Here is a 24,689-nt window from a genome sequence, read left to right as displayed (position 1 = left end):
GTTTGCCAACGCAAGGCTATCGACTTCTTTGAGCCATGCAAACTCCTTTTTGTACTTGGCAGGAGTCGGGAATTTTTGCTTTTTCAAGGCTTCTTTGTCGTCCTTGAACTTCTCATATGTTTCCTTTCGTTCAGCCAACATTTTATTGTAGACGAAACGAACGCAACCGAAGGTTTTCGCAAGAAATTGCTCTTGTTCTTGTGTTGGGTACAGACGGAACTTATATGCTTTGTTTGCCATATCGAATCACCTCACTTCATACCTTGATTTTCTATATATTTCTTTATCACTTCAATGGGCGCACCACCCGTTGTGAGTAAGCAAAAGCTTCTCAACATCGTGATTTCATTCTACTAAGGAAATATTGTAATTTTCACCCAGTCTAATTTCATTGATATATCAGCCTTTCATTTATATAAGACTGATTATATCATAGCCAAAAAAAAACTTTAGGCTACGCCTAACCGAAATTCATCTCCCATTTTCACTGGTGCTGGCACACCTTCACGTTTAGAAGTGGGAGACTTCTTTCGGAGGGAAGTTAAATAAACATTTAGGGGGAGTGTTAGTGTCTGTTGTCGTCATAACAGGTTCTTCTGGATTAATTGGTTCGGAATCAGCTGAATTTTATGTTGGTTTGGGATACGATGTGATAGGGATCGACAATAATATGAGGGAGTATTTTTTTGGTTCCGGTGGTTCGACCATAAACAATCGTGAGTATTTGAAACTTAAACTTGGATCTAAATATAGACATTATGATATTGATATAAGAGACTATAAAAAAATAGAAGAAGTATTTGAAGAATATAAACAAGATATTTCATTAATTATTCATACTGCAGCACAGCCTTCACATGATTGGGCAGCAAGAGAACCATTGACTGACTTTCATGTGAATGCAAATGGAACCCTTCATTTGCTTGAAGCTACGCGTAAATTCTGTCCTGAGGCAGTATTTATCTATACATCCACGAATAAGGTGTATGGTGATCGGCCAAATCAACTTCCTTTGATTGAATGTGAAACTCGCTTCGAAATTGATTCAAACCATCCTTATCATAAAGGTATATCTGAGGATATGAGTATCGATCAAAATATGCACTCCTTATTTGGAGCATCTAAATTAGCTGCAGATATATTGGTTCAGGAATATGGGAGATACTTCAATATGAAAACAGTTTGTTTTCGAGGTGGAGTGTTAACTGGGGCGAAACAATCTGGAGTCGTCTTACATGGATTTATTAATTACTTAATGAAGTGTGTAATCAATGGTATTCCCTACACGATATTTGGCTATAAAGGCAAACAAGTAAGAGATGTAATTGCTTCTAGCGATGTGATTTCCGCATTCCATACCTTTTTTCAAAATCCTAGACAGGGTGGAGAGGTGTATAACCTTGGCGGAGGAAGATATTCTAATATTTCCATGCTTGAAGCGATTGAATTAGCGCAAGAAATCACAGGAAAGAAATTAAATTATTCCTATAATGAACATCACCGAGTAGGAGATCATATTTGGTATATTAGTGATTTAAGCAAGTTTACCTCTCATTATCCTGAATGGAAGATTACAAAGGATATTCGTATGATTATGGAGGAGATTTTTTGACTAGTAATTGTCACAAAAGTAGAAGGAGAAGTTCTTGGAGTAAAAAAAGTAAGGTGAATAGAGTGACTTAATGTTAGTTTTCAATGTCGCCAAAAAGTTCATCAAATACTTTTACCAATCGTTTAAACCTATCATCAGATCGCAAGATTTTTAGCTCTGATAACACGGTTTCCTTCCATTTTTCATCATCCTTTAATCCTACAAATTCACTTAAATTCACTAGGCTTCGATTTTCCAAAAACATTTTAAGTGCCGCTTGAAGTCCTTTCTTTAATGTATCTCTAAAAGTCTTATTTTGCTCAGGATACTGATTAGAAAGTGTTCTATATTCATGTAAAACTTGACTTGCTTTTACAAAGCTTCCTTTACCAATAAAGGGTAATGTGATCACTGCTACATCGATATCAGGATGAATCTGTTGAAACTTCACAATGTTTCCAATCATTTCTTTCTTTCTCTCCGTCAAAATGTAGGGATGCTCCTGATGATAGGTTGCAATCTGTGGTGCATCATAAAAAGTTGCTCCTGCTTTGTAAAGTCGATAACCTAATTCATTATCTTCACTACCCCAACCAGCAAATTCCTCATTAAAATAACCTACCTGATCTAGCAAAGTTTTTCTAAAGGAGACAGCTCTAGTAATGCAAAAAATCCAAGGAAGATGGAATCCATTTAACCAAGGCCCATAATCTCTGATTATCGTAGGAAATGTAGGATCTGGATAAGCAAGTTGATGAAAAAATAAAGATTGAATCCCCTGTTTACCTAATAATGGAACTGGTCTTTTTATTCTTTTTATATACCTCAAAAGCAAGTGCATATTTTTAGTGTGATTCGAGAGAGATAGCTTCCATTTTCTCAGAAGTTTTGGTTTTGTTTTAATCATGGAATAGAATCGTTTGATTTGTTTTTCATTAAATTTTGGATCCAATACGGTATAAACGATTTTTTGCTGGTTGGTACATGAGATAACAAGGTTTTCTTCCGTTTGATGAAGATGAATATGATGTTCAATAAAGTCAGGATCGACTAGCATTTCTACATCTAAAAAAATAAGGATTTTTCCAGATGCATGTTGAATACCAATATTTTTAGCACGTGATCGACCTACATTATGTTTAGTTCGTACGTATTTAAATGTAAAAGGTGTTTCTAAGTTGCTTAAAGTGGTTGTTTGATCGGTTGAAGAATCGTCTACAAAGATCACTTCAAATTTTTCAGGGTCATAAGTTTGATTTTGGAAAGAATAAAGGGTTAACAAATTTTGTGGATATTTATTGTGGGAGATCATAATGACACTTACCTCTATAAACATATTACCTTTCCCTTCGTAATAAATAGTTTCTATCTACAATATGAAGATGGACTAGGCATGGGAACAATCTTCTAAACCCATATCAGCATAAAATATTGAAATGAATTTAATTATGTTACAACCTAGTAAAATGGGGGATGGTCATTGAAAAAGGATGTAAGTATCATTATGCCTTCATATAATAAATACCCTTTAAATTTGTTCAGCTTGTATGCATTAGCAAATCAAAAATATGATTTATCTAAAATGGAAGTGATCTTAATCGATGACGCATCAACAGATCTAACCCCTAAATTAAAAAGCTTTAAAGCCCCGTTTAAATATCATTACATTCGCTATGATAAAAATCTAGGTCGTTCTAAAGCGAGAAATGTAGGGATTTCGCTTGCAAACGGGAGTGTGATTATATTCCTAGACTCGGAAATCATTGTCGATTCTCATTTTGTAGCAAATCATTTGGAAAATCATTCGGAAGAAGAAAACATGGTAGTTACAGGAGCTCTAAGACAATATGGGGTCTATACAACGTTGTACCCCGATTTTCGTAATGATCAAATTGAAAAGTTTTATTCTTTAATACGGGGAAAACCACTTTTACTCAGACGTTGGCAGCTCATTCCAGGAAATCATCTAAGAAATCTAAAAACCATTCGAAAAAGATTGAAACAGGCGCAAAAACCAATCCCACTTTTATCGCAAAAAGAGATTAAATCTAGATTTTATCAACAGCTTACGTTTCCAAAACCTCTTTTTGCAGATGTGCGAAAGCATTTTGGGGACCAATTAATTGGGTATCATTTACCTTGGCAGGCCTTTTTATCGGGAAATGTCTCTTTAAAAAAAGAACTATTAGACAAGGTGGGATATTTTGATGAGGATTATCAAGGGTGGGGATTGGAAGACACAGATATGGGTTATCGATTATATAAAATAGGGGCAGTCTTAAAAAACGATCAAGGAGTCCCCCATTATCACCAAGAACATCCTTTTTCTACGCAGCAACAGCACCGTGATATGTTTAAAAATTACCTCATTTATCAAAGAAAACATCCTGAATTTGAAACCTCTACACATGCGATGACGATTGCTGGGTATATTGATCGATTAGAGGAACAGCGTATTTTAGAAGAATATAAACAGCTCAATCAAGAATATCCTAACCAATTTATGCTGCTTAAGGAAACATACTTACTATTCCTTCATAAAGTGGCAGAGTTGTTAGCAGAAGAGAAAAAAATAAATCATCTCTCTTTTCAAATCGGATTAGACGATCAACCTGAAAAAAAGAATCAAGTTCTTACTGAAGAAGATACCATTAAAAAGTTAGAAAAGTTTGATCTTTTTATAGATACCTTTCATATGCTGTTCCATTTATAATCTAAAAAAATGATGGGAGGGGTTAAAATTGGGAATAAACCTTATGTCACGATTTTGTTAGCCTTTTATAATGAAAAGAAATATATGAAAAAGGCCATTGCCAGTGTGAAACAACAAAGTTATTCCAATTGGCAATTGATTTTATTAGATGATGGATCAACAAACAAAAGCAAAAATTGGATTCTCCCAATCATAAAAAACGATTCTCGCATCCAATATAAACGATTCAGGAAAAATCAGGGAAAAGGCAAAATATTAAATGAGGGATTAAAGATCGCAGAAGGAGAATATGTTTTGGAATTGGATGCTGATGATTGGTTACACCCTCTTGCACTTCAATTATTTGTTGATTATATGCAGAAGCTTCCTTCCACTGTTGCGCTAGTATACTCCGACTATGTGACAGTAAAAAAAGTTGGAAAGAACTTAATGAAACACCAAGCTGTGGTAGCTCGTCCATTTCTTAATCGGATCCAGTGGGTGAAGAATTACTTTGTTCCTATCCCACGTTTCTATCGAAAAGAAGCCCTTCTTGCTATTGGGGGATGGGTGACAGATTATCCATCAGAAGGCCGATTATATGAAGATATAGCCACAGTATTTCGCTTGCTTAAACATTATCAAATGGCTTATTTACCTAAACGAACAATGGTGGTTAGAAGAAGATATGACAGTATTACGTATAAAAACCGAAATGCTTGGTATTCAATGTATAAATATTTATTGGCAAGAGCATTACAAGAATGGAACGAACCTTACCTTGTTGACGTAGACTTAAAAAACAAAATAAGCATTAAAGAGAAAAAAGGAGATTCTGGATCTCTCCCCCTTGTATCTCTACTTATTTCATACCCTTATCATTCTGCAATATTACCTTATCTTAGACAAAGTATTGCACATCAAACTTATCCAAATATTGAAACCATTTTTATAAACGATCATTCAATCTCAAAAGAAACCTTAAAATTGGCTAACGGGAAATATGTACTCATTTTATCGCCTTTCGAAATATTAAATCCTGAATGTATTGAGATTTTTGTTGACACAATGGAGGAGAAAGAAAGAAAGGGTGAGATCGTTTTGAGGGCAATAGCAAAAAGAAAAAAAATAAAATCGAAATCGCAAACTATTTTACCAGACCTTTGTATTTATCATTTAGATCTTATAAAAAAAGCTGATTGGACGTCAATCGATCATTCAACTGAGAAAAACATCTTAACGATTCCAAGGTTTTTAAGCTTTTACTTGTAAAGCTGACCTTATTTTTTTAAAATAGTCAACTGCCGTTACCCAAATCCTTCTAACTCATAATTTATTAGAAGAATATTTTAATTTGCTTTTGACATAGAAGGAAAATGAACCGGAGGGAACTAAGATGAATGTTGGGGTTGTAGGTGTCGGCTACGTAGGATTGGTCGTAGGAGCCTGTTTTGCAGAAATGGGACACCATGTCATATGTCTAGATATAGACCAACATAAAATTTCATTGTTGAAAAGTGGACAAGTGCCTATCTATGAGCCAGGTCTTTATGAAATGATTAAACGTAATTCGGAAAATGGACGACTTTCTTTTACTACAGATTTAAAAGAGATGCTTGATTTCAGTTTGTTTGTTTTTATCGCGGTTGGAACACCACCAAATGAAGATGGATCAGCTGACTTATCCCATGTTCTTCAAGTTGCAAAAGAGATTGGGCAAAATATCAACCGTTATACAATTATTGTAGATAAATCAACGGTACCTGTAGGAACTGCGCAAAAGGTAAAAAATGTAATTAAAGAACAGTTAACGAATCGAGGACTAAATCAGATAGAAATTGATGTGGTTTCTAATCCGGAATTTCTTCGTGAAGGGGCAGCCATTCAGGATTTTATGCATCCTTCCCGTATTGTCGTTGGAACAGATCATCCTCGAATAGCTGCTTTAATGAAGGAGCTATACCGTCCATTAACAGACCAAGGGTATCCATTGCTTCAAATGTCGATTTTCTCTGCTGAGTTAACGAAATATGCTACTAATGCGATGTTAGCGACTCGAATCAGTTTTATCAATGAAATTGCAGCCATATGTGAGGCAACAGGCGCTGATATTGAAGAAGTGAAGCTTGGATTAGGCTCTGATACTAGAGTTGGAATGGCCTTTCTAAATGCTGGATTAGGTTATGGTGGATCTTGTTTTCCAAAAGATGTAAAAGCATTGATACAAACTGGAAAAGAGTATCGGGTGGAACTTCAGATTGTAAAGGCTGTTGAGCAGGTAAACAGTCAACAAAAGCAAAAATTACTAAACAAAGTTCTACAATTTTTTGGTGAAGATCTCCATGAAAAAGTCATTGCAATATGGGGGTTAGCATTTAAACCGGAAACTGACGATATCCGTGAGGCACCAGCGATAGAAACGATAAAGGAGTTAAGACGGCATGGGGCAACGATACATGCCCATGATCCAGCGGCAATTGAAAATACTCGTGTTTTATTGGGGAATAATGGGATTTATTACTTCGATGATCTATATGAAGCAATTAAGAATTCAGACGCCTTGCTACTAATTACGGAATGGAAAATGTATCAAGAGGCAGATTTATCAATCGTTAAAAAAAGGATGAAATATCCAGTTTTATTTGATGGGCGTAACCAATTTGATCCAATTGCGATGCAGAAAGCTGGTTTTGTTTATTACTCGATTGGAAGGACGAAGGTACAATGAAACGTAAGCGAATATTAGTTACTGGTGGAGCTGGTTTCATTGGTTCAAATCTAATTGAGCGTTTATTAAAAGAGGGCAATGAAGTCATTTGTGTTGATAATTTCTATACAGGAAAGAAAGAAAACATTGTACCTTTTGATTGTCACCCATTTTTTACTTGTATTGATCATAACATTATCGAACCTTTTTATCTCGAGGTGGATGAAATCTATCATCTCGCCTGTCCAGCCTCACCCACTCATTATCAGAAAGACCCAATCAACACACTTAAAACGAATGTGATTGGAACGATCAATATGCTTGAACTAGCAAAAAAGGTAAATAGTAAATTATTACTTGCTTCTACGAGTGAAGTATACGGGGATCCAGAGATTCATCCTCAACCAGAAAGTTATCGAGGAAATGTAAATCCAATTGGACCAAGAGCTTGCTATGATGAAGGAAAAAGAGCGGCAGAAGCACTTGTTTTTGACTATCATCGTCAATACCATGTGAATGTCCGAGTGATTCGAATATTTAACACATACGGGCCAAAGATGAATCGTGATGATGGAAGGGTTGTAAGTAATTTTATTGTTCAAGCCCTTCAAAATAAAGAGCTTACCATCTATGGAGATGGTTTTCAGACTCGTTCCTTTTGTTATATTGATGACCTAATAGAGGGAATGATGAGAATGATGAATGGTTCAGACGATTTTATAGGACCTGTTAATATAGGAAATCAAAGTGAGTTCACAATCAAGGAGCTTGCGGAGATAGTAATTAAATTAACTGCTTCACAATCAAAAATAGTCTATTTACCGCTACCTATAGACGATCCCGTAAAACGAAATCCAGATATAAGTTTGGCGAAGTCAAAATTAGCTTGGGAACCAAAAATACCTTTAGTAGAGGGATTGAAGCAAACAATTGCTTATTACAAAATATAAAGGTTCGATTATTGGAGATCAAAAAGTTGATGAAAAAGATAAAAAATAACCCCTTAGTATCACTGATCATTCCCTACCAAAACCAACAGCAAATGATTACATCTTTACTTCAAAGTATACTTACACAAAATCAAACAAATGTTGAATGTATTTTTATCAATGACCATTCTACTGATGGGACTTCTAAAGTGGTCGAGTCATTTTGCAAACACCATTCTATTTCTTCTCGTCACCTATCTTTAGTTCATACAACTGGAGAAGGGCAAGCCATCAAATATGCTCTTGATTACTCAAACGGGGTATACATGATGGCTCTTTCACCATTTGTCATTTTACAACCTCATGCGATTGAACAATTTATATCTATCATACCAGAGAAAGAGGAAAAAGGGCAAAATGTTGTTGCGGCCTATGCAGATCAAAGACTATTTCAAACCTATTCCAAATATCGATATATTGGAGAAAAACAGAATACTACTATCAAAGAAATAAAAGACATCTTTTGTGAATCATTTTGGCCTTCCCCTGTTCTTTTTAATATAGAGGCTATCAAAGAAACAGGAGGTTGGCCTGTTGATTTTTTGGGAGAAGGCAAATATTTCTCAGAATTGGTCGTTTTGGCCAACCTCTTTTCTGTTGGGAGATTCATTCATATTCCTCAAGTTCTATCTTTTTATTTACAGGCTAGTATAGAAGATAGGATGAGAAAGGATTATTCGCCTGTTTTGCAAGTCCTTATGAGGAAAGTTTTTTCCCAAATACAAACAAGTCAGGAGTTTGTAAAAGACGAGAAGATTTCGTCCAAAATCTAATCACAGGAATAATCGGATAAGTTGGTTTAGCTGCTAATAATGAAAAAAGAAGTTTTTTCTTTGCTGCGAATTGGCTTAAGTGATATAGCAGAAGGTAGGCATCGTCCTGATGGTCCACATAGAGTTGATCAATAATGATTTCTTTTTTTGTTGAGGAGTAATGGTAGATAGCCACTCCTTTTATTTTTTTATTCTGAATTACAGCTAAGGCTTGATAGAAATCGAGAATCGATGGATCGTTCAGTTGTAACGAAGTGTACATGTTTAGATTTTTCATATAGGGGATTAAATGATCTGAAGAATAATAATCGATATGGTTTTGGATATAGGGCCTTATCATTGTTAAATTCTTAAACCAATGAATTTGGGAGCTTTTTGCATGATTTAAATTTAAAAAAGATGAATGAAGATGGACGGCTTTAGGAATTAGTCGGCGGAGGCGTAACCATCTGGTTAGTTTATAATAATGTAGTTTTTCCCCAATCACCCAGTGAATTGGAGCATTATCAATTCGAGTGGCTAGGCGCAAAAACGTTGTGCCTTTTGCTTTTGCATATTTTTCTTCATACTGTGCCATTTTTGTTCCTAGCCCCTGGTTTTGTACAGAAGAATCAATGATTTTATGAGACAGCCATGCCTCTGTTTGTTTTGGAAAACGAATAGCTACACAACCCACAATTTGCTCATTTAATTCAGCAACATGGATGATTTGGGACCCACTTTTTAACCATCGTTCTATTTGTTTGCATTTAGGATGTTCTTTTGGCAGCTGGTATAACTGACAAATTCTTGGGAAGTCTTCTTCATTTGCTAGTCGAAATAATGGTTCAGCCATTTTAATTACCTTTTTTCTCCTGTTACTGCATGGTTGGTGATATGGGAATTTTCGATGGAGTAAGGGATAATTTTTTTAAAGTTCATGATTCTGCTTGGCTTCTTTCTAACCATAAGGATCTCCTTCCTTTAATCATTTCATACCGTTCCTCCTTGCCTATAGATTCACTGAAAAGTATTTTTTTGCATTTATCTACAATAAGTTATTCAGATAAAGCGATCCTTCACATAAAGCAAACGCCCAAATCCATAGAATTAGGTTAATATGGAGAGAATTTTACCAGTTTTACACATAAATATAGAGCAGGGGGAAAAAGTTGAGGATACGACTTTTAGACCGATTATTCATCTATGAACGGTTGTTACAAGAAGTGACCATCTATCTTACCAGTGGTGGAACTTTTAAGGGAACTGTTGCAAAAGTCCATCGAGATTTTGTTACTCTTACCACTATTTCTGGTGCGATTGATATTCCTTTTTCTTCGATCCTAGCCATTGCTCCAGCAATCAAAAAAAATAGGAAAGGCAAAGGGTAGGAGCCTCTGCCTTTCCGTTCTTAGTGGTCAAGGATGGGTTACTTTCTTTTCTACAATTATCTTACTTCGAGGATGCGCTCTAATGGGATTACGCGGATTTGGTTACCTACAGCAACACCAACGGCTTTGTCATTAAGGAAAGCAACTTGCACGTTTGTATAGGTAACGTTGTTGTCTTGGCGGACAATAGTGACAGGAAGTAAAGCATTTGCGCGAGCCTGTAAAAGTTGTTTAATGAATTCCATTTTCTTTTCCCCCTTTCCTTTTTGATACTACATCATATGAAAAGAGAACTTATTTGCTGTAGACAAGTGTCAATCGTCAAACATGGATTTTTTTTTGGACAAGATTGGTTTTTTAACGTATCATTATTTTAAGAAACTGGTTATTTTTAAAATAGAGGAGCTACAATAATAATGGAAATTTGGCGATTTATTGATTATCAAACATACTCTCCTTCAATCAATATGGCTTTAGATGAAGCGTTATTAGAATGGCATAGTAAGGGACAGTTTCCTCCCACGATTCGTTTTTATGGTTGGGATCCAGCTACGCTTTCGATTGGATATTTTCAAAAGCTACATAAAGAAATCAACTTGCAAAAAGTAAAGGAGCACGGAATAGGCCTTGTTAGACGATTAACAGGAGGAAGAGCAGTGCTCCATGATAAGGAATTAACTTATAGTGTTGTTATTTCTGAAAAACATCCCAAAATGCCCAAAACCGTAACAGAGGCATATCGGATCATTAGCCTTGGTCTGTTAGAAGGATTTAAACAATTAGGGCTTCATGCTTATTTTTCTGTACCAGAAACCAAGGAAGAGCTTGATATGCTAAAAAATCCTCGATCCTCTGTTTGTTTTGATGCACCCTCTTGGTATGAACTGGTTGTCGAGGGAAGGAAAGTAGCAGGAAGTGCTCAAACCAGACAAAAGGGTGTAATTCTACAACATGGTTCAATTCTGTTAGATTTAGATGAAGACATCCTTTTTGATTTATTTCAATACTCAAGTGATCGAGTAAGAGAACGCATGCAGCGTAATTTTAAAAATAAGGCGGTTGCGATTAACCAGATCGCAACGCGTAAAATCAACTTGGAAGAAGTAAGAGAGGCATTTAAAAGCGGTTTTGAAAAAGGATTGAATATAAGGCTAGAACCGTATACATTAACAGAGGATGAGATGAATTTTGTTGAGGAATTAGCCAAAAAACGTTATGAACATGAGGAATGGACATTTGCTCGCTAGAAAGGAGTAAAAACATGGCTAAACAGGAAAGGGAAAAAAAAGATTGGTTAAAGATTAAGATTAATACAAATGAAAATTTTCGTGGCTTAAAAAAGATGATTCGGGCCAAAAAATTACATACTGTTTGTGAAGAAGCAAGGTGTCCCAATATCCATGAATGTTGGGCAGTAAGGAAAACTGCAACTTTTATGATCTTAGGGGACATTTGTACGAGAGGTTGCCGTTTTTGTGCCGTGACAACGGGAATGCCTACAGAGTTAGATTTGCAAGAACCAGCGCGTATAGCAGAGTCAGTGAAACAGATGGGATTACACCATGTTGTCATTACGGCTGTAGCTAGAGATGATCTAAAAGACGGTGGAGCTTCTATTTTTGCAGAAACCATTCGAGCAACTCGTAAGTTAAACCCATTAACGACAATAGAGGTCCTTCCTTCAGATATGGGGGGAGTATTCGAGAATCTCAAAATATTGATGGATGCACGACCTGATATTTTAAACCATAATATTGAAACGGTAAGACGTTTATCTGATCGAGTTCGTTCAAAAGCTAAGTATGATCGTTCTTTAGAATTTTTACGTCGTGCGAAAGAGCTAAATCCAGAGATTCCAACAAAATCAAGTATTATGGTAGGTTTAGGAGAAACAAAGGAAGAAATTTTGGAAGCGATGGATGATTTACGGGCAAATGATGTAGATATTCTTACTATTGGTCAATATTTACAACCAACGAAAAAGCATTTACCTGTAGAGAAATATTGGCATCCCGATGAATTTGCAGAATTGAAGGAAATTGCTTTAAGTAAAGGATTCAGTCATTGTGAATCAGGCCCACTAGTTCGCTCTTCTTACCATGCGGACGAACAAGTAAATGCGGCAAGCAAAGTGTTAAATCAAGAAATTATCAATTAGAACTTTTTGTAGAAACGAATGAAGAGCACCGAATTAGGTGCTCTTTTCCACATTTACAACTATTTGTATGATATTTTGTTCCTGATTCCATTCCAATTGCAAGTCTAGCCATAATTGTAAGGTTTGTAAGGAGATATAGGTACTATTTTCTTGAAGTTCTGGAGCAACATCAAGAGAATAAAGCTGCCCGTTTTTTATTAAATCTGATTGATTGATCTGGATTGAAAGGGTTGAATTTTTTTGTGGATGTGCTAGACCAATACGATTTGATGATGAATCCCATTGGATCAAATAGCCAAATTGATCAGCGATTGGTTTGAGGGGAACCATCAATCGGTTATTTCTCACATAACTATGATAATTTTCAGGTAAAGCAAAGAATGTTCCATTATCTAACTGAATAGATGGAGTGGGAATGGTGTAGATGTCGATAATTAAATTCTTTTCATCCCAATTCATTTGAGATTCGAGAAGTATCCCTAATGTCTTTGGTGAAATATACGTGGAACCATTAATGATTGTGGGGGCAATATCAAGTTCGATGGCTTTATCATTTTTATGCATGGTATTCTTGTTTATTTGTATGGTAAAATCCTGTTTTTGATTAGCAATATGAACCTGATTAGTTGCAGCGTCCCAGGTTAACTGATACCCTAGTCGACCCATCAATGGCTTTAATGGAAGTAAAATATGTCCATCTTTTAGGACGCTTGGATTATTTTTAGGTAAAGAGAAAGGCTGATGATCTAAATTGATGTTGATGTCAATGGATAAAGTTTCATTAAGAGCAACGGCTAAAGAAGTTACTTTGTAGCCAAAATCTTCAGCTAATTGCAAGAAGCCTTTTTTAGAGGAGACGATATAAACTTTGGCACCAATCGGGACTTGGTCAAATAACCAAATTACATCATCATTATTCATTCGTACACAGCCAGCAGAGGCATATGTGCCAATCGATAAAGGATTACTATTTCCATGAATCCCATAGGTATCCCCATTTGTTCCTCTTGCATTAAACCCCATCCAACGAGGCCCTAAAGGATTTTTTGGATCTCCTCCAGGAATGTTTAATTTGTAATAAGGCCGGTTTTTAATCTTCTGAACAATCTTAAAGCTTCCTTCTGGAGTATACTCAGCTTTTCTGCCAGTTGCCACTGGAAACACTTTTTTTAATTCTGTACCAACAAAATAGGCAAGTTTGTTTGTGGTTTTATTGATGATAATATAGTGGTTCTGTGTTTCCTCTGCTTGAACAAATAAAGGACTACTTGTCATGAAAAAGAATAGTGCAAGCATAAAAACTTTTATTTTCATTCCTTCACCTCTTCACCTTCCTTTTGTAATTTAACCCCGTCAATGACTCATTGTATGAAGGTAAGGCCCAAAAAATGAAAAGATGAAGGATATAATTTATTTCTTAATCTTTAGCGTGATTTCAATTTGTTGTGATTCACGCTGAAAATGAGGTGGTATTACCAGGCACTGCGCACAAACTGCCAGAATCAACTGCAACCATACAGAAGTAAGAGTTGTTATAAAACGCAAAATTACCGCAACAGGTACATTCGCGAGTATATCACACAAAAGCAACAAGCTAGCAATTAAAATAGAGCATGTAATAGACATGGAAGTTTCGAAAAATATACCTTTTATGATATGATTAAAAAATATGGAGAAAAAATTCATCAGTGAAGGAGAGGCGAGATCATAATGGAAATTCAAGCGGTTGTACTTGATCTAGATGGAACTCTATTAAATAAGCAGACGAAGATATCCAATCGAAATAAAGAGGTTCTAAAGAAACTAATAGATAAAGGGGTAAAGGTTTTTCTTGCAACAGGAAGAGCACCAGCAGCTTCTGCTCACTTTCATCAACAATTAGGTCTGGAAACAGTCATGATTTGTTCCAATGGAACGATGATTTATGATCGGATAAATGATAGGAATATGAAACATTTTACAATGCCAAAGGAAGTTGCAATATCTATTTTAGAAGGCTTCAAACCACATGTAAGCAATATTTTGGGTTTTTATGATCAACTTGTATACAGTTTAACAAATGACCAAGTCGTAGAGTGGTGGAAAGTTTCCTTTCAACGTACACCTGATTACATTGGTGATTTTGCTCATCTTTTACAACATGATATTTCTAAATTTGAAATTTTTCTTAAAGATCGCCAAGTAATTTTTCACCATGAAGAATTAGAAGAATCATTATCTGACCAAATCTATCTATTAAAATCACCAGGATATATTGAGATCATGCCAAAGGGTACTTCCAAATGGCATGCATTAAAAGAGGTATTAACTTACTATGATCTTGATCCAGCAAGAACGATTGCTTTTGGTGATGGGAACAATGATATAGAAATGATCACAAACGTTGGAATGGGTGTCGCGATGGGTAATGCCATTGCTGATTTAAAACAGGTTGCAAAGGATACAACCATAAATCATGATGAAGATGGCGTGGCCTATTTTCTAGAAAAGTATATATAATTGGTAATTTTTTTCAATAAAAATAAAACTTTGCTTACAAAAAAATGATTGAAATCGTTTTCTTTTAGATGTATAGTAAAGATGTATTCACAATCCAAAACGTTTTGGAGGAAGTTCCGTGGCAACGATAAAAGACATTGCAAAGGCAGCAGGGGTTTCTGTCACGACGGTCTCTCGTGCTTTAAATGGATATGATGACGTAAATGAAAAAACTAGAGCAAAAATTAAGGCGATCAGCGAACAGCTAAATTATAGCCCGAATTTTTTGGCTAGAAGTCTAGTAATGAATAAAACTAAGACGATTGGCTTACTCGTTTCTGGACTTACTCGCTCAGGGGCAAAGGATAATTTTTTGTTTGAAGTTTTGTCTGGCATCAATGATAGGGCTGGTGAATTAGGTTATGATATTGTTTTGTTTAGTACTACCTCATCTAAACAACAATTGAAAACCTATACACAGCTTTGTCGTGAACGACGAGTCGATGGGGTAATCCTAGCTGGGATAAAAACGGATGATCCATACTTGCAAGAGGTAGTGGAAAGTGAAATACCTGTCGTTTTGATCGATGTTCCAGTTGAAGGCCATCAAGTAGGCTATGTTACCACAGATAATATCTATGGTGCCAAAAAAGCAGTACAATATCTCGCTGAGTTAGGTCATCGCAATATTGGGATAGTCAATGGTCATGATCAGGCTTTTGTAAGTAGACAAAGATTAGAAGGTTATAAGCAAGCACTTGTGGATCATGATATACCATTCCATCAAGAATGGGTGATCAATGGACAATTTTTGGAAGAAGTGGCTAAAGAAAGAACATTAACGTTACTAACAAAGCACCCAGAGATCACTGCATTATTTTGTGCTAGTGACCTAATGGCTATTGGTGTGATAAAAGCAGCGAAAGAACTAGGAAGGAATGTTCCAGAAGATCTATCAGTGATTGGCTATGATGACATTATTTTAGCATCTTATTCTTCTCCATCCCTTACTACAATTTCTCAGGATAAATATATGATAGGATATGAAGCAGCAACGATGATCGTTCATATGCTAGAAGAAAAAATAAGCTCTCATGTAAAAGTTTTAGATACCCAACTCATTACAAGGGAATCAACTGCAAAACCTATCAACACATAGAATGAAATTTTTTTGATACAAAACCAAAACGTTTCGGTTTCTTTATATGTTGATTCCAAAACGTTTTGGATAAATTGAAACTAGCAAATAATTTGTTTAGGCAACTTGGAGGTTTGAGAATGGACTATCGAGTAATTAAAGAAAACGATTTATTTTTGCTTACAGATGAAAAAGGGGATATCTATGAGAACCATCCAAATGGGTTGGGGCTTTATACCAAAGATACTCGATTCCTGAGCAAGTTAGATTTAAAAATAAATGGGCAGGAGCCAATACTTTTGTCTTCGTTGGCTGATCAAAACTACTTAGCAAAGATCATCTTAACGAATCCTCACATGGAAAAAGATGGAGAATTGATTTTGTGGAGGGAATCAGTAGAGATTGAACGTAAGCGCTTCATCTATAATGGTGTACTCTACGAAATGGTTAAAACTAAAAATTATTATCCAAAACGTGTGAAATTTGAATTAAGTTTTCACTTTGATGTAGATTTTAAAGATATGTTTATCGTTCGAGGATTTCAAACTGGCAAGGTAGGGAAACGTACTAGACAGTCCTTAGAAGGAAATACAATACGTTTTCATTATCAAGGGGCTGATGATATTCATCGAGCAACATCGATCAGTTGGGACTTCCCTGCTACAAGCGTTACGGAAGATGGAGATCTTTATTTTAACTTATCTCTGTCACATGAAGAGGAAAAAGTAATTACGTTGATGATTCAACCTGAGATAGGTGAACAAGTTAAGGAAGTTATAGAGCCAAAAAAAGCTCTAGATTTCTTAGAACAATCTTATCGTGAATGGGAAACAAATACAACAAAGGTAGAAACAGATCATCCTATTTTTCAATCAATGATTAAGCGTGGTATTGATGATCTTAGAGTCTTATTAACTGATCTTGGGTTTGGACTATTTCCTGTAGCTGGATTACCGTGGTTTGGCGTGCCGTTTGGTCGCGACAGCTTAATAGCAGCACTACAAATGCTCCCATTTAACGCTGAAATTGCAAAAGGAACACTTCTAACAATGGCTGCTTACCAAGGTACTAAAATTGACACATGGCGTGATGAACAACCAGGTAAAATCATGCATGAACTTCGTTTTGGTGAATTAGCAAATACGAATCAGATTCCTTTTACACCTTATTATGGAACCATTGATGCCACACCACTTTTTTTAGTTCTACTTACTGAATATGTAAAATGGACAGGGGATTTAGAACTATTTAAAAAGCTTGAAGCCAATGTAAAAAGAGCTTTAACATGGATCGACGAATATGGCGATCGTGATGGAGATTTATTTGTTGAATATTACCAAGAGGCATCAAAAGGAATTGCAAACCAAGGATGGAAAGATTCTGGTGATTCTGTCGTTCATCGAAATGGGGATTATGCCAAAGCTCCAATTGCATTAGCTGAGGTTCAGGGGTATGTTTATCAAGGTAAAATAGGCATTGCAGAGATTTATCAAAATCTTGGTAATCTTGATCTTGCTAAGCAATTACATAGTGAAGCAGAGCAATTAAAAGAAAAATTTAATTCATCTTTCTGGATGCAAGACCAACAATTTTATGCGATTGCTTTGGACAAAGAAAAAGCTCAAGTAGGAACTCTTACATCTAACCCAGGACATTTACTATTATCTGGGATCTTAGACGAGGAAAATGCTAAAAAGGTTAGTGATCTTCTTGTTTCACCTAAGATGTTTACTGGTTATGGAATTCGCACGATGGGAATAGGTGAGGCAGGATATAACCCTATGAGTTATCATGATGGGAGCGTTTGGCCACATGATAATAGTCTGATTGTTCTTGGAATGAGTAGAACGAAGCAATCCGCTGCTGCAAACACAGTGATTCAAGGCCTTATAAAGGCTGCTACTCATTTTGAATATACTAGACTTCCTGAGTTGTTCTGTGGATATGAGGATACTCTAGGCCATGTAGTTGAATATCCAGTTGCTTGCTCACCACAAGCTTGGGCAGCAGGTACTCCTTTATTATTTGTTCAAGCGATTCTAGGTCTTTTTCCAAATAGCTTAGATCAAACGATTACATTAAATCCTGTATTACCAGAGGATATCAATCGACTAAAAGTCTCGCAACTTAAAATTGGTAAAGGTGAATTAGCAATAACTATTGAACGCAAAAACGGTACTCTAGAGGTTTCAATTGATAAAAACACTACAGGGTATAACGTGACTCAAAATTTAAAATAAGAATGAAAAAAAGAGAGGGGTTAAAATGATGAAAACGAAAAAAGTCTTTACCATCATTACGATTTTGACGTTATTACTGACAGGGATTTTAGCAGGTTGTAGCTCATCGAATGAAGAGGCTGACAAAGGAAAAGATCAAGGAACTGCCCAAGGAGAGAAGATTCAAATTACTTTAGCGGGTTGGGGTTCCTCACCAGAAGAAACCAAGTTATTTAATCAAACTCTAGATGCATTTAAAGAAAAAAATCCAAATATTGACGTAAAATTCGAAGTAATTGCTGATCAATATATGGATGTCATGAAAACCCGTTTAGTGGGTGGGCAAGCGGCTGATGTCTTTTTCTTAGATGCATTTGAGGCACCAGGACTAATTGAAACTGGTGTATTAGAACCATTAGATGATTATGTAACTGATGATTTCGATGTAAATGATTTTGAAAAACCAATGCTTGATGCGTTTAAAGGAAAAGATGGAAATATTTACGGTTTTCCAAAGGACTTTTCAACATTAGCTTTATTCTATAACAAAAAAATGTTTGCAGATGCTGGAATTAAGAATCCTCCGAAAACTTGGGATGAGTTAAGAGAGATTTCTAAAAAATTGACAAAAGGTACAGAGGTATATGGTTTTGGCGTTGCCCCTGAGCTAGCTCGTTTGATGTATGTCGCTCAATCTACAGGAGACCAAGTTGTAAAAGATGACAAAGCAAATTTTGCTAGTGACAAAGCAGTAAATGCATTACAACCAATCGTAGACCAACATGTTGTTGATAAAACATCTGCACAACCATCAGAAGTTGGAGCTGATTGGGGTGGAGACATGTTTGGACAAGGAAAAGCTGCAATGGTCATTGAAGGACCTTGGGCGATACCTTTCTTAGAAAGTAATTTCCCTTATTTAGATTACGCTACTGCAGAAGTTCCAACGATCAATGGAAATAAAGGTACAATGGCGTATACTGTTGCCTATGTTATGAATAAAGAATCGAAAAATAAAGAAGCTGCTTGGAAACTGATCTCCTTCTTAACGGGAAAAGAAGGGATGAAGATCTGGACAAGTAAAGGTATTGCATTACCTACTCGTAAATCGGTTGCAGCAGAATTAGGTTTTGACAAAGATCCACTTCGTGCGCCAATGATTGAAGGGGCTGGCTATGCCACTGTATGGCAAGGTGGAGTTAACTTACCGATCATTATGAATAATTTTAATAACCAATTTGTCAGTGCATTTCTTGGGGATCGTCCTTTAAATGAGGCGTTAAAGGAAGCTCAAGATCAAGCGAATAATGAGATTCAAGCAAATCAATAATTTTTAACTATACATGAGGGGGAGGGTACTTATCCCCTTCTATTCTTCAAAAGGAAAGCGCAGCTTTAAAAGGAGTGAGAAACAATGGCTACAAGGAAATACAGCAAAAGAGCATTAGGAGAAGCTGCACAAGGTTATCTATTTATGTCGCCCACTATTTTTACCCTAGGCTTGTTTCTTGTAGCACCGATTTTATTTGCGGTGTTTTTAGCTTTTCATAAGGTAAAATTACTAGGAGGCATGGACTTTCAATATTTAGGACTTGATAATTTTACGCGATTTTTTACTGATCAACGTGCCTTAATCGCATTAAAGAATACAGGGTTTTATGTGCTTATCGTTGTTCCAGTTCAAACATTTTTGGCTCTGTTATTAGCCGCTACATTAAATGCAGGTTTAAAGGGACAACGATTTTTTAGAATTATTTATTTTTTACCAACTTTAACTTCTTCGGCTGTATTAACGTTGATCTTCATGTGGATGTATAACCAAAATGGGTTGGTTAACCAAATTTTAAGCATGTTTGGACTACCTACCTATAATTGGGTTGGGGATCCAAAAGTCGCTTTAATTGCGATTATGATTATGAATATCTGGTCAACTGCACCTTATTTCATGGTTATTTACTTAGCTGCTTTACAAGATATTTCTGATCAAATCTATGAAGCAGCAGAGATTGATGGAGCAAATGCGATCCAAAAGTTTTGGTATATCACTGTCCCGATATTAAAGCCTGTCACTTCATTTGTTGTGATTATGGGAATCATTGGTACATTCCAATTGTTTGACCAGTCTTATATCTTTTCAGGAGGTTCAGGTGGACCAAATAATTCTACCTTAACCGTTGTACTTTTAATTTACCAATATGCTTTTAAAAACATAGGTACGATGGGTTATGCAGCGGCTCTTGCATTTATCCTTGCTGCCATCATCTTAATCGCTACCTTATTGCAACGCAAATTTTCTAAAGAGGAATCTTTATATTAGGGGAGGAGAGAGAAAAGATGCAGAGAAAAATACGATTTAGTAAAATATTTCTATATGCCATTCTTATTCTCTATGCTGTAGTTACTGTTTTACCTTTTTTATGGGCATTGTCTTCCTCCTTTAAACCCTTATCCGAAATTCTTGAAGGGTCAATGAATTTTGTTCCAAAAAACTTTACTTTTGATAACTATCGCCAAATCTTTGTGGAACAAGCATTATTTCCACGTTGGTTACTAAATAGTGTTATCATAGGAGTTGTTGGAACTTCCTTAAACCTTCTTTTTAATTCTATGGCTGGATATGCATTAGCTCGCCTAAGTTTTCCAGGAAAGAATAGTTTATTTATTTTGATTTTAGCAGTACTTATGATTCCAGCACAGGTGACAATGATTCCAAACTATCTTATTTTAAAAACATTAGGATGGCTAAATTCATATCAAGGCTTAATTGTCCCTGGTATGGTAAATGCGACGTTTATTTTCATGATGAGGCAATTCTTTATCAATTTCCCTAAAGAATTAGAAGAGGCAGCTGCTATCGATGGATTAAGCCGATTTGGTACTTTCTTCCGAATCGTTTTGCCTTTAGCCAGACCAGCTTTAGCCGCTCAGGCGATCTTTGTTTTCATGGGGTTCTGGAATAACTTTATGGGACCATTAGTTATTTTATCAGATCAAGAAATGTTTACACTTCCGATCGGATTAAATACTTTTAAAGATCAGTACGTAAGCTATTGGAATCTCATCATGGCCGCATCGATGGTTTTTACCTTGCCGGTATTAGTCATCTATGCCTTCTTTAATCGTTACTTTATTAAGGGCATTACCTTTACAGGTGGAAAGTAGATAGGTATAGAAATAAGAGAAACAAAAAGCCAAGAGTGACAGCCTCTTGGCTTTCTTTCCTTTTAATAGAAAGTAATTTACCTAGGTCCAGGTTCATCATCCGGGTCAGGAACATTTCTTAATGGACCGGGCCCGAAACCATCAGGTCCAGCGGGTCCGCCAGGTCCAAAACCGCCGGGACCAGGCCCGAAACCATCAGGTCCAGCGGGTCCGCCAGGTCCAAAACCGCCGGGACCAGGCCCGAAACCATCAGGTCCAGCGGGTCCGCCAGGTCCAAAACCGCCGGGACCAGGCCCGAAACCACCAGGTCCAGCGGGTCCGCCAGGTCCAAAACCACCGGGACCAGGCCCGAAACCACCAGGTCCAGCGGGTCCGCCAGGTCCAAAACCGCCGGGACCAGGCCCGAAACCATCAGGTCCAGCGGGTCCGCCGGGTCCAAAACCGCCGGGACCGCGCCCACCAGGCCTACCTTGTCTACCACCAGGTCCTATTGGACCACGCCCAAAACCACCTTGTCTTTTGCCTCCAGGCCCTGGCCCTCTTTTACCCCCAATTGGTCCATTTGATTGCTGCCCCATATTACCTAATCGTTTTAACGCATCGAAAAAGTTGTTTTTGGCCAAAAAATTTACCTCCCTTTTAAAGAATAAGGTTCACTTATAAAATATGCATAATAGAACTGGTCCGTAAGCATGACAAATAACTATTTTTTTTATTCGCAATTAATTTTGCATATGGTAAGATGCAGGGGAGTTGAAGTGGATATCAAACTATTGCAATTCGATTGCTTATTGGTTTTCCCATATCTTCGTAAGTGGCAAATTGAAGAAGAGTAACTTTAGTTCAAACAAAAAAACCGGAGTGTAATTATTCTCCGGTTACATGTTTATTGATATGTATTTTATTTCAAAGATTCAATAAATCTCATTAAGGTTTTTCTTTGCTCAGGGGTTAATTCTAGACTTACTTCAACTAATTCTTGAATGTCTTTAGGAAGAGATTGGGGATTCTTACTTTGTTCCACTCCAATTTGGTTAATTGCATCCTCTATTAAAAGCTTTGCTTCATCTAGCATTTTATAAATCTGAATCAGAGATTTTAGAGAATCATTCATGCATGTTGATCCTCAAAAAAAAGTAATTTTTCAATTTCATTCTTAATCTTGAGTAGTTCTTCAGGGTTTAATTTTTTAACATCTCTAATCATACTATCTAGTTTAATCATTCTAAACTCATCAAGATAAGTTGGAATGGAATCAGTTTTGATAGCCATCACCTAATCTCCTTTCGATTGCTGTGCAAAATAAATATTACCACGATTTTCGTCAAAAATAAACATGTACATCGTCTTATTTTTGATGGTATTTGTTGAAAAAAATCATATTCGTTGAAAATACGCTAAAAATCGTCATTTTTTAAAAAGGAGTAGAAAAATGGCTTTTATCAGTTTAGGACTTTTGATTTATCTCATATTATGTAATTATCCTTTTTCAAAACAGTTAAATGAAATTGGAAAAATGAAATGGATAAGATGGACAATTTTATTAGCAGGTGCAATTCATGGGATTATGATTTGGTCTAAACAGGATTTAGTTACCCCAAAAATCATTACTGGTGTTTTGTTACTTTTGTTAGTTATTTCATTTACTATGTCTGGCAAACATCGTGGGATTGAAGACATAGTTGCCCGCACTATCTTTAAAAAAATCGCTTGGTTTTTTATTCTTTTAATCACTCTTCTTCATATCATTTAACTCCTTCTGTGATATAATGAAGCAAAACTTATTCAGGTGGAATTTCCCATCTGGATTAGTAAAAAATACGGAAAGATGGGGTATACAAATGTCTCAAAGTCAAGTCTACGAAAATAGATTAAATCGCTTTTACCAATGGATGGATAAAAATGATCTAAGTGTGGCGCTTATCTCTTCACCCACAAATGTTTATTATTTAACTGGTTTTTACTCAAATCCTCATGAACGTTTTATGGGTTTATTTCTTAATTCTGGACAGGAGCCTATCCTAATTACACCTGAATTAGATAAAGAGGAAGCAAAAAGAAAAACTTCATTAAACAACATATTTGGTTATGTAGATCATGAAGGGCCAGTCCAATTGATTAAAAAATATATACTGTTCAAACAAGACCAACCATTTGGACTTGAGGAAGGATATGTTTCGTTTAAAAAAGCTCTTTGGTTAAAGGAAATTCTCCAGTTTCAACAATCCGTTGATATTGAAAAAGGCTTAATGGGTCTAAGAATAACGAAAGATGAATTGGAATTAAATAGTTTAAAAGAAGCAGCTTATTGGGCTGATAAAGCAATAGAATTTGGAATCGAGGCGATTCAGGTAGGCAAAAGCGAATTAGAGATTATTGCAGAAATCGAATATCGTTTAAAAAAAGAAGGCATTGAAAAAATGTCATTTGATACGATGGTGTTAACTGGCGAAAAATCTGCCTTGCCTCATGGAAAGCCAGGCCAAGAAAGAATTAAGAATGGGGATTTTGTTTTATTTGATTTAGGAGTCGTTTTTAATGGATATTGTTCCGATATCTCTAGAACTGTTGCCGTTGGCCAAATTTCAGAAAAACAAAAAGAAATGTATCACATTGTCAAACAAGCCCAGCAATTGGCAATAGATGTGGTAAAACCTGATCTCGCTATTAAAGAAGTGGATTTAGCCGCTAGAAGAAAAATTACGGAGATGGGTTTTGGCCCTTATTTCGTACACCGGATTGGCCATGGGTTAGGTTTAGATATTCATGAACTCCCTTCGATGCATGAGAAGAATGAAGAATTGTTAAAGGAAGGAATGGTTTTTACCATCGAGCCAGGAATCTATGTGGCAGAACTAGGTGGAGTCAGGATTGAAGATGACATCTATGTCACAAAAGAAGGGCCCCTGGTACTAACCTCATTTACTAAAGAGCTTATTCAATTGTAGTGTTGTACAAAAATTACCAACAAAATCGATGAATGGATATCCCTCTTTCTACAAATATTAAGCATACACCAACAAGGAGGTGATATCAGATGGCAAAAGGACAAGAACGTTCTAGCAACTGGTTAGTAGTACCTCAAGCTGCACAAGCATTAGATCAAATGAAATTCGAAATTGCCCAAGAACTTGGTATCCAAATTCCTGCAGACGGATACATGGGCTATATCGCTTCTCGTGACAATGGTGCAATTGGTGGTAACATTACTCGTCGTTTAGTTCAAATGGCAGAACAACAACTTTCAGGCCAAACAGGAATGACTCGCTAATTCACTTACAACTAAATCATTGGTATAGTTAAAGGCAGTGGAGCAATCCACTGTCTTTCCTTGAAAGATAATAAAGTATAACTTTCTTCCACTTGTCATTTAGGGGTTTGTATATTCCATAAGCTGCGATATAGCGTGACT

26 protein-coding genes and 1 pseudogene are annotated in these 24,689 nt (G+C 36.2%); 18 read left to right on the top strand and 9 right to left on the bottom strand.

The window, feature by feature from the left end; translation table 11 throughout:
• Together BEN26_RS12015 and BEN26_RS12010 are read right to left on the bottom strand one after the other, a co-directional pair.
• Positions 1 to 240, bottom strand: a 240-nt coding sequence (locus tag BEN26_RS12015; protein ID WP_181482175.1) for a helix-turn-helix domain-containing protein, incomplete at its 3' end; no start/stop codon positions are given.
• Positions 241 to 251: 11 nt separating this feature from the next.
• Positions 252 to 332 (bottom strand): annotated as a pseudogene (locus BEN26_RS12010) (IS200/IS605 family transposase); the annotation flags it as partial.
• 236 nt (positions 333 to 568) lie between these two features.
• Between BEN26_RS12010 and BEN26_RS12005 the strand changes: the two are divergent.
• Entirely contained in the window at positions 569 to 1,612 is a 1,044-nt protein-coding gene (locus tag BEN26_RS12005) for an NAD-dependent epimerase/dehydratase family protein (protein ID WP_069798580.1), read from the top strand.
• Between the two features lie 73 nt (positions 1,613 to 1,685).
• On the opposite strand, the gene BEN26_RS12000 is transcribed toward BEN26_RS12005, so the two are convergent.
• The gene (locus BEN26_RS12000; protein ID WP_069798582.1) at positions 1,686 to 2,927 is read right to left on the bottom strand and encodes a glycosyltransferase family 2 protein; all 1,242 of its coding nucleotides are present in this window, start codon (positions 2,925 to 2,927) and stop codon (positions 1,686 to 1,688) included.
• Between the two features lie 144 nt (positions 2,928 to 3,071).
• Here BEN26_RS12000 and BEN26_RS11995 point away from each other — a divergent pair, with 144 nt between their 5' ends.
• The 5 genes from BEN26_RS11995 (at position 3,072) to BEN26_RS11975 (ending at position 8,752) form a co-directional block, all read left to right on the top strand.
• Positions 3,072 to 4,304, top strand: coding sequence for a glycosyltransferase family 2 protein (locus BEN26_RS11995; RefSeq protein ID WP_069798584.1), 1,233 nt, complete (start codon positions 3,072 to 3,074; stop codon positions 4,302 to 4,304).
• 9 nt (positions 4,305 to 4,313) lie between these two features.
• Complete coding sequence (locus BEN26_RS11990) at positions 4,314 to 5,555, top strand: glycosyltransferase family 2 protein (RefSeq protein ID WP_084818764.1); 1,242 nt, start codon at positions 4,314 to 4,316, stop codon at positions 5,553 to 5,555.
• Between the two features lie 124 nt (positions 5,556 to 5,679).
• Positions 5,680 to 7,011, top strand: coding sequence for a UDP-glucose dehydrogenase family protein (locus BEN26_RS11985; RefSeq protein ID WP_069798589.1), 1,332 nt, complete (start codon positions 5,680 to 5,682; stop codon positions 7,009 to 7,011).
• A complete protein-coding gene (locus tag BEN26_RS11980; RefSeq protein ID WP_069798591.1) occupies positions 7,008 to 7,940 on the top strand; it encodes a UDP-glucuronic acid decarboxylase family protein in 933 nt (310 codons plus the stop codon). The genes BEN26_RS11985 and BEN26_RS11980 overlap by 4 nt, the downstream gene beginning before the upstream one ends.
• A gap of 29 nt (positions 7,941 to 7,969) precedes the next feature.
• Positions 7,970 to 8,752: a glycosyltransferase family 2 protein gene (locus BEN26_RS11975; protein ID WP_069798593.1), complete on the top strand. Its 783-nt coding sequence runs from the start codon at positions 7,970 to 7,972 to the stop codon at positions 8,750 to 8,752.
• Here BEN26_RS11975 and BEN26_RS11970 read toward each other — a convergent pair.
• Positions 8,676 to 9,587 (bottom strand): GNAT family N-acetyltransferase, encoded by a 912-nt coding sequence (locus tag BEN26_RS11970; RefSeq protein WP_069798595.1) that lies wholly within the window; start codon positions 9,585 to 9,587, stop codon positions 8,676 to 8,678. The two genes, BEN26_RS11975 and BEN26_RS11970, sit on opposite strands and share 77 nt — an antisense overlap.
• A 316-nt stretch (positions 9,588 to 9,903) precedes the next feature.
• On the opposite strand from BEN26_RS11970, the gene BEN26_RS11965 reads away from it, so the two are divergent.
• Positions 9,904 to 10,122 (top strand): hypothetical protein, encoded by a 219-nt coding sequence (locus BEN26_RS11965; protein WP_068724979.1) that lies wholly within the window; start codon positions 9,904 to 9,906, stop codon positions 10,120 to 10,122.
• 56 nt (positions 10,123 to 10,178) lie between these two features.
• Here the strand turns inward: BEN26_RS11965 and BEN26_RS11960 are convergent, their stop codons facing one another.
• A complete protein-coding gene (locus tag BEN26_RS11960; RefSeq protein ID WP_068724977.1) occupies positions 10,179 to 10,367 on the bottom strand; it encodes a hypothetical protein in 189 nt (62 codons plus the stop codon).
• A 165-nt stretch (positions 10,368 to 10,532) separates the two neighbouring features.
• Here BEN26_RS11960 and BEN26_RS11955 point away from each other — a divergent pair, with 165 nt between their 5' ends.
• Positions 10,533 to 11,369 carry a lipoate--protein ligase family protein gene (locus BEN26_RS11955; RefSeq protein WP_181482290.1) on the top strand — a complete coding sequence of 279 codons (837 nt, stop codon included), beginning with the start codon at positions 10,533 to 10,535 and terminating at the stop codon, positions 11,367 to 11,369.
• A 14-nt stretch (positions 11,370 to 11,383) separates the two neighbouring features.
• Positions 11,384 to 12,280, top strand: a complete 897-nt coding sequence (gene lipA, locus BEN26_RS11950; protein ID WP_069798599.1) for a lipoyl synthase — start codon at positions 11,384 to 11,386, stop codon at positions 12,278 to 12,280.
• A 33-nt stretch (positions 12,281 to 12,313) separates the two neighbouring features.
• On the opposite strand, the gene BEN26_RS11945 is transcribed toward lipA, so the two are convergent.
• On the bottom strand, positions 12,314 to 13,594 hold the full coding sequence (locus BEN26_RS11945; protein ID WP_069798601.1) for a L,D-transpeptidase family protein: 1,281 nt from the start codon (positions 13,592 to 13,594) through the stop codon (positions 12,314 to 12,316).
• A 396-nt stretch (positions 13,595 to 13,990) separates the two neighbouring features.
• Here BEN26_RS11945 and BEN26_RS11940 point away from each other — a divergent pair, with 396 nt between their 5' ends.
• From BEN26_RS11940 to BEN26_RS11915, 6 genes are all read left to right on the top strand, one after another.
• Positions 13,991 to 14,779, top strand: a complete 789-nt coding sequence (locus BEN26_RS11940) for an HAD family hydrolase (protein WP_069798604.1) — start codon at positions 13,991 to 13,993, stop codon at positions 14,777 to 14,779.
• Between the two features lie 118 nt (positions 14,780 to 14,897).
• On the top strand, positions 14,898 to 15,917 hold the full coding sequence (locus BEN26_RS11935) for a LacI family DNA-binding transcriptional regulator (RefSeq protein ID WP_069798606.1): 1,020 nt from the start codon (positions 14,898 to 14,900) through the stop codon (positions 15,915 to 15,917).
• A gap of 119 nt (positions 15,918 to 16,036) precedes the next feature.
• Positions 16,037 to 18,136, top strand: a complete 2,100-nt coding sequence (locus tag BEN26_RS11930) for an amylo-alpha-1,6-glucosidase (RefSeq protein WP_069798608.1) — start codon at positions 16,037 to 16,039, stop codon at positions 18,134 to 18,136.
• A 28-nt stretch (positions 18,137 to 18,164) separates the two neighbouring features.
• Positions 18,165 to 19,445 carry an ABC transporter substrate-binding protein gene (locus BEN26_RS11925; RefSeq protein ID WP_399168451.1) on the top strand — a complete coding sequence of 427 codons (1,281 nt, stop codon included), beginning with the start codon at positions 18,165 to 18,167 and terminating at the stop codon, positions 19,443 to 19,445.
• Between the two features lie 84 nt (positions 19,446 to 19,529).
• Complete coding sequence (locus tag BEN26_RS11920) at positions 19,530 to 20,432, top strand: carbohydrate ABC transporter permease (RefSeq protein ID WP_069798612.1); 903 nt, start codon at positions 19,530 to 19,532, stop codon at positions 20,430 to 20,432.
• 17 nt (positions 20,433 to 20,449) lie between these two features.
• The gene (locus BEN26_RS11915; RefSeq protein ID WP_069798614.1) at positions 20,450 to 21,277 is read left to right on the top strand and encodes a carbohydrate ABC transporter permease; all 828 of its coding nucleotides are present in this window, start codon (positions 20,450 to 20,452) and stop codon (positions 21,275 to 21,277) included.
• 77 nt (positions 21,278 to 21,354) lie between these two features.
• Here the strand turns inward: BEN26_RS11915 and BEN26_RS11910 are convergent, their stop codons facing one another.
• The 3 genes from BEN26_RS11910 to BEN26_RS11900 form a co-directional block, all read right to left on the bottom strand.
• Positions 21,355 to 21,900, bottom strand: coding sequence for a hypothetical protein (locus tag BEN26_RS11910; protein WP_069798616.1), 546 nt, complete (start codon positions 21,898 to 21,900; stop codon positions 21,355 to 21,357).
• Between the two features lie 278 nt (positions 21,901 to 22,178).
• Positions 22,179 to 22,391 carry a hypothetical protein gene (locus BEN26_RS11905; RefSeq protein ID WP_069798618.1) on the bottom strand — a complete coding sequence of 71 codons (213 nt, stop codon included), beginning with the start codon at positions 22,389 to 22,391 and terminating at the stop codon, positions 22,179 to 22,181.
• On the bottom strand, positions 22,388 to 22,549 hold the full coding sequence (locus BEN26_RS11900) for a hypothetical protein (protein ID WP_181482287.1): 162 nt from the start codon (positions 22,547 to 22,549) through the stop codon (positions 22,388 to 22,390). Before BEN26_RS11900 ends, BEN26_RS11905 begins: the two co-directional genes overlap by 4 nt.
• A gap of 160 nt (positions 22,550 to 22,709) precedes the next feature.
• Here BEN26_RS11900 and BEN26_RS11895 point away from each other — a divergent pair, with 160 nt between their 5' ends.
• From BEN26_RS11895 to BEN26_RS11885, 3 genes are all read left to right on the top strand, one after another.
• Positions 22,710 to 23,030, top strand: coding sequence for a hypothetical protein (locus BEN26_RS11895; protein WP_069798620.1), 321 nt, complete (start codon positions 22,710 to 22,712; stop codon positions 23,028 to 23,030).
• An 88-nt stretch (positions 23,031 to 23,118) separates the two neighbouring features.
• Positions 23,119 to 24,225, top strand: coding sequence for a M24 family metallopeptidase (locus BEN26_RS11890; protein ID WP_069798622.1), 1,107 nt, complete (start codon positions 23,119 to 23,121; stop codon positions 24,223 to 24,225).
• Positions 24,226 to 24,314: 89 nt separating this feature from the next.
• A complete protein-coding gene (locus BEN26_RS11885) occupies positions 24,315 to 24,548 on the top strand; it encodes an alpha/beta-type small acid-soluble spore protein (protein WP_068724938.1) in 234 nt (77 codons plus the stop codon).
• The last annotated feature ends 141 nt before the right edge of the window (positions 24,549 to 24,689 follow it).

Origin of the sequence: Tepidibacillus sp. HK-1 (assembly GCF_001748485.2) — a bacterium.
In the GTDB taxonomy this organism is placed as follows: domain Bacteria; phylum Bacillota; class Bacilli; order Tepidibacillales; family Tepidibacillaceae; genus Tepidibacillus_B; species Tepidibacillus_B infernus.
Note: the sequence above shows the minus strand (reverse complement) of the source record. Positions and strands in the feature narration are given on the sequence as shown.

What these genes read in the sequence shown, in the direction of transcription:
- BEN26_RS12000 (WP_069798582.1), bottom strand. Translation starts at nt 2,927, where the DNA reads ATGTTTATAGAGGTAAGTGTCATTATGATCTCCCACAATAAATATCCA.
- BEN26_RS11990 (WP_084818764.1), top strand. Translation starts at nt 4,314, where the DNA reads ATGATGGGAGGGGTTAAAATTGGGAATAAACCTTATGTCACGATTTTG.
- BEN26_RS11985 (WP_069798589.1), top strand. Translation starts at nt 5,680, where the DNA reads ATGAATGTTGGGGTTGTAGGTGTCGGCTACGTAGGATTGGTCGTAGGA.
- BEN26_RS11980 (WP_069798591.1), top strand. Translation starts at nt 7,008, where the DNA reads ATGAAACGTAAGCGAATATTAGTTACTGGTGGAGCTGGTTTCATTGGT.
- BEN26_RS11975 (WP_069798593.1), top strand. Translation starts at nt 7,970, where the DNA reads ATGAAAAAGATAAAAAATAACCCCTTAGTATCACTGATCATTCCCTAC.
- BEN26_RS11970 (WP_069798595.1), bottom strand. Translation starts at nt 9,587, where the DNA reads ATGGCTGAACCATTATTTCGACTAGCAAATGAAGAAGACTTCCCAAGA.
- BEN26_RS11960 (WP_068724977.1), bottom strand. Translation starts at nt 10,367, where the DNA reads ATGGAATTCATTAAACAACTTTTACAGGCTCGCGCAAATGCTTTACTT.
- lipA (WP_069798599.1), top strand. Translation starts at nt 11,384, where the DNA reads ATGGCTAAACAGGAAAGGGAAAAAAAAGATTGGTTAAAGATTAAGATT.
- BEN26_RS11945 (WP_069798601.1), bottom strand. Translation starts at nt 13,594, where the DNA reads ATGAAAATAAAAGTTTTTATGCTTGCACTATTCTTTTTCATGACAAGT.
- BEN26_RS11940 (WP_069798604.1), top strand. Translation starts at nt 13,991, where the DNA reads ATGGAAATTCAAGCGGTTGTACTTGATCTAGATGGAACTCTATTAAAT.
- BEN26_RS11930 (WP_069798608.1), top strand. Translation starts at nt 16,037, where the DNA reads ATGGACTATCGAGTAATTAAAGAAAACGATTTATTTTTGCTTACAGAT.
- BEN26_RS11925 (WP_399168451.1), top strand. Translation starts at nt 18,165, where the DNA reads ATGAAAACGAAAAAAGTCTTTACCATCATTACGATTTTGACGTTATTA.
- BEN26_RS11920 (WP_069798612.1), top strand. Translation starts at nt 19,530, where the DNA reads ATGGCTACAAGGAAATACAGCAAAAGAGCATTAGGAGAAGCTGCACAA.
- BEN26_RS11915 (WP_069798614.1), top strand. Translation starts at nt 20,450, where the DNA reads ATGCAGAGAAAAATACGATTTAGTAAAATATTTCTATATGCCATTCTT.
- BEN26_RS11905 (WP_069798618.1), bottom strand. Translation starts at nt 22,391, where the DNA reads ATGAATGATTCTCTAAAATCTCTGATTCAGATTTATAAAATGCTAGAT.
- BEN26_RS11900 (WP_181482287.1), bottom strand. Translation starts at nt 22,549, where the DNA reads ATGGCTATCAAAACTGATTCCATTCCAACTTATCTTGATGAGTTTAGA.
- BEN26_RS11895 (WP_069798620.1), top strand. Translation starts at nt 22,710, where the DNA reads ATGGCTTTTATCAGTTTAGGACTTTTGATTTATCTCATATTATGTAAT.
- BEN26_RS11890 (WP_069798622.1), top strand. Translation starts at nt 23,119, where the DNA reads ATGTCTCAAAGTCAAGTCTACGAAAATAGATTAAATCGCTTTTACCAA.
- BEN26_RS11885 (WP_068724938.1), top strand. Translation starts at nt 24,315, where the DNA reads ATGGCAAAAGGACAAGAACGTTCTAGCAACTGGTTAGTAGTACCTCAA.